Origin of the sequence: Actinoplanes sp. NPDC048791 (genome assembly GCF_040650095.1) — a bacterium.
Taxonomy (GTDB): Bacteria; Actinomycetota; Actinomycetes; order Mycobacteriales; family Micromonosporaceae; genus Actinoplanes.
In genome coordinates this window covers 1-3,411 of sequence record NZ_JBEZGQ010000899.1, presented here as the reverse complement: position 1 = coordinate 3,411, position 3,411 = coordinate 1, and the positions used below count along the sequence as shown (strand labels likewise).

Annotated in this window: 6 protein-coding genes; 4 read left to right on the top strand and 2 right to left on the bottom strand. The window is 72.2% G+C overall.

The genetic code is table 11. The features are described 5' to 3' along the window. Both AB0C29_RS39345 and AB0C29_RS39340 read right to left on the bottom strand, forming a co-directional pair. The coding region (locus AB0C29_RS39345; protein WP_360831747.1) for a TetR family transcriptional regulator at positions 1 to 338 on the bottom strand (338 nt) is incomplete at its 3' end. A gap of 60 nt (positions 339 to 398) precedes the next feature. After that, the gene (locus AB0C29_RS39340; protein WP_360831744.1) at positions 399 to 1,325 is read right to left on the bottom strand and encodes a zinc-binding alcohol dehydrogenase family protein; all 927 of its coding nucleotides are present in this window, start codon (positions 1,323 to 1,325) and stop codon (positions 399 to 401) included. 84 nt (positions 1,326 to 1,409) lie between these two features. Here AB0C29_RS39340 and AB0C29_RS39335 point away from each other — a divergent pair, with 84 nt between their 5' ends. From AB0C29_RS39335 to AB0C29_RS39320, 4 genes are all read left to right on the top strand, one after another. Beyond that, positions 1,410 to 1,817 (top strand): MarR family transcriptional regulator, encoded by a 408-nt coding sequence (locus AB0C29_RS39335; protein ID WP_360831741.1) that lies wholly within the window; start codon positions 1,410 to 1,412, stop codon positions 1,815 to 1,817. Positions 1,818 to 1,874: 57 nt separating this feature from the next. Beyond that, positions 1,875 to 2,051, top strand: a complete 177-nt coding sequence (locus tag AB0C29_RS39330) for a hypothetical protein (protein WP_360831738.1) — start codon at positions 1,875 to 1,877, stop codon at positions 2,049 to 2,051. Next, positions 2,042 to 2,494, top strand: a complete 453-nt coding sequence (locus AB0C29_RS39325; RefSeq protein ID WP_360831735.1) for a hypothetical protein — start codon at positions 2,042 to 2,044, stop codon at positions 2,492 to 2,494. The genes AB0C29_RS39330 and AB0C29_RS39325 overlap by 10 nt, the downstream gene beginning before the upstream one ends. Before the next feature lie 60 nt (positions 2,495 to 2,554). After that, positions 2,555 to 3,411: aminotransferase class V-fold PLP-dependent enzyme (locus AB0C29_RS39320; RefSeq protein ID WP_360831732.1), on the top strand; the 857-nt coding region annotated here is incomplete at its 3' end.

Below are 3,411 nucleotides of genomic sequence, written 5' to 3'. Positions count from 1 at the left end.
GCCGAGGTCGCCGGGTCGTGCCGCAGGCGGGGGGCGGAATCCCGGCCGGGGTGGGCGGGGGCGTAGTCGCGGTCGGCGTCGCCCAGCGCGCTCTGGGCGGCCGTGCGCGACGGGCCGGCCAGCGCCGCCGCACTGAGGTCGGCGAGCTCGTCGAGGGCGAGGAGAGCGATCCGGGTCCTGAGGTCGCGCGAGCCCTCGACGTGGGCGTACAGGCTCGGCACCTTGACGTCGAACTGCCGGGCCAGCGCAGACACGGTGACCTGGTCGAAGCCGACCTCGTCGGCCAGATCCGCCCCGGCTCGCACCAGACGCTCCGGCGTCACTCCCGCTCGCGACACGACCGCTCCCCTCTTCCTAAGCCCACTATGCAGTTACCTAAGACCCTTAGGCAACGTGATTCACGGCACGAAGACGATCCGGTCGTCGGTCCGGGTCGCCCAGGCCTGTGAGACCTCGGCGAGCGGCACGGTGTGCGGCCGTACGTCGAGCGCGCCGTTCGCGACCGCGGCGGCCAGCTCCGGCAGTTCCGCGAGGAAGTCGCGCGCGGGGACGGAGCCGATGCCGCTGCCGACGATCTGCAGCCTCGCCCCGCGCAGGGCCACGGACGGCACCGGGGCCGTCCCGCCGGCCACCGAGCCGATCTGGATCCAGCTCAGCGGGGCACTCCGGTCGGCCCGCGCGGTCAGCAGCGCCGTCATGGCGCGGGCGGACGGCTCGCCCCAGACGTAGTCGATGACGACGTCGACATCCGCCGCGCGATCGACCTCGTCGAAGGTGATCGTCTCGTCCGCGCCGACGGCGGCCAGACCGGCCAGCCGCGCGGTGTCGCGGCCGCAGCCGATGACGTGCGCGGCGCCGAACTGCCTGGCGATCTGGACCGCCATCCGCCCGGCGTTGCCGGTGGCGCCGAGCACGAGGACACGCTGGCCCGCCTGGAAGGAGATGCGCCGGCGCAGCGCCACCCAGGAGGACATCGCCGGGTTCATCGCCGCGGCGATCCGGACCGGGTCGATGTCGTCGGGCAGCGGCACGCTGCGGCGGACGTCGATCACGGTGCGGTCCGCGAACGTGCCCAGAGCGGTGTCGTCCAGCACCGCGTAACGCAGGCGCCCGGCGGGATCCCGGACGACCCCGTCGACGCCCGGGACCAGCGGGAGCGGGGCCGCGCTGCTGTAGTGCGTGCCGTTCGCCTTGGCCCGGACCAGGTGGTGCAGGCCCGCCGCGAGGACCTCGACGACCAGCTCGTGGTCGTTGCCGGCGACCGGCTCCGGGTGCTCGCGGTAGGTCGGCGGGGCGTCGAACGCGGTGATGACCGCTGCGTGCATGGTGACCTCCGGAGGGGATGGTTTGTATTACCAACTACCTCGATAATGATTGGTATTACAAACCATGTCAACTAGTCTGAGGGCATGACTTCCGACGCCGTCGTGGACGACGCCCTGGTCCGCAGCGCCTTCCGGGTCATGGGAGTGCTCACCCGGGTCGGCGCCGCGCACGACCTGTCCCTGACTCAGCTGCGGGTCCTCGGCATCCTGCGGGACCGCCGCCTGCGGATGACCGAGCTGGCCGGGTACCTCGGCCTGGACAAGTCGACGATGTCCGGCCTCGTCGACCGGGCCGAACGCCGGGGACTGCTGGCCCGTGACCGCAATCCCGGCGACAAGCGGGTCGTCGACGTGTTCATCACCCCGGCCGGCCTCGAACTGGCCGACCGGGTGCAGGCCGAGATCCAGCGGGACCTGGCCCCGGCGACCGGCCGGCTCGACCCCCGTCAGCGCGAACAGCTCGCCGGGCTGCTCGAGCTCGTCCTGGCTTGAAGTGGGGGTGGACAATGGAGATTCCGCGTCCGGTGAGCTCGACCAGGGAGGCCCGCGATGAGTGGTGATCAGGAGCCCGAGCCCCGTACGGAGGAGGAGCTGGCCCACCTGCGGCAGACCAGATTCGGTCACCTGCCCGACCGGGTCCGCCCGGAGGATCTGGTCGAGTCCGAGGAGACCGAGCCGGTGCACGAGGGACCGGCCGAGCCCATGGTGCGCCGCGAGTGGGGCTAGCCGGGCGGCCGCTGGTGAAGTGGGGGTTGCTCGGCGCGGTCGTCTTCGGGCTGCTGGCAGCCGGCGTCTTCCTCGTCGACGACAAGCGCCGCCAGGACGTCGTCGAGCACGGCACCCGTACGCAGGCGGTCATCATCAGCGACCACGACAACGAGATCGACCACTGGTTCACGGTCAGCTACACCGTCCAGGGTGAGCAGCACAGCGCGAACCTCCGCCACCCCTGGATCATGGACAAGGTCCGCGAGGGCCGGGAGCTGATCGTCTACGCCGACCCGGCGGACCCGGAACTGATCGCCACCGAGGACGGCTACGCGACGCCGGTGTGGACCTCTGCGCCCGGCGCACTCGCTGTCCTGGCGCTTCTCGGGCTCTTCGTGGCCGTCATCGAAGGCTGGCGGTCCGCCCGCCGCGGACGCCGTGCCGATCCACGAGCCACTTAGGGTCCACGACGCCCCGATTGGCTGCTTCGGCCCGGCGGCTGCGCTGAAAGACTCGGCCGAGTGGATATCAGGGAAGCTCAGCAGCTCTGGAGTGCACTGCCCGGCTGGTTGAACACCGCCGGCTACGGCCTGCCGCCGCAGCCCGCGTGGGACGCATTGCAGGCCGCGCTCGGCGACTGGCGGACCGGTGCGACCTTCGCCACCGAATGGGACGGAGCCACCGGGCTGGCCCGCGCCCGCTTCGCCCGCCTGCTCGGGGTGCCCGAGGCCGACGTCGCGGTCGGTGCGCAGGCGTCCCAGCTGATCGCCCCGGTCGCCACCGCCGTCGCGGACGGGTCGCGGGTGGTGGTGCCGGAGATCGAGTTCACGTCGAACCTGTTCCCCTGGCTGGTGCACAGCGACCGGCTGAAGGTGCTCACGGTGCCGACCGACCGGCTGGTCGAGACGGTGGCCGCGGGCTGCGACGTGGTGGCGTTCTCGCTGGTCCAGTCGGCCACCGGGGAGGTCGCCCCGTACGAGCGGGTCGTCGCGGCCGCCCGCGAGGTGGGGGCCACGGTGGTCGTCGACGCCAGCCAGGGGTGCGGGTGGCTGCCGTTCGATGCCGAGCTGGCGGACGTGGTGGTCGTCAGCGCGTACAAGTGGCTGATGTGTCCGCGGGGCGCGGCGTTCGCCTATCTGAGTCCGCGGATCCGCGACCGGGTCCGGCCGATCGCCGCGGGCTGGTTCGCCGGTGCCGACGTGAACGACTCCTACTACGGCCCGGAGATGCGGCTGGCCGGCGACGCGCGGCGCTTCGACGTGTCACCGGCGTGGTTCAGCTGGATCGGGGCCGCCCCGGCGCTCGGCGTGGTGGAGCAGATCGGCATCGCGGCGATCCACGACTACGACGTGGCGCTGGCCAACCGCTTCCTCGCCGG

Excerpts from the sequence above, each read along its gene's own strand:
- AB0C29_RS39340 (WP_360831744.1), bottom strand. The coding sequence starts at position 1,325 with ATGCACGCAGCGGTCATCACCGCGTTCGACGCCCCGCCGACCTACCGC.
- AB0C29_RS39335 (WP_360831741.1), top strand. The coding sequence starts at position 1,410 with ATGACTTCCGACGCCGTCGTGGACGACGCCCTGGTCCGCAGCGCCTTC.
- AB0C29_RS39330 (WP_360831738.1), top strand. The coding sequence starts at position 1,875 with ATGAGTGGTGATCAGGAGCCCGAGCCCCGTACGGAGGAGGAGCTGGCC.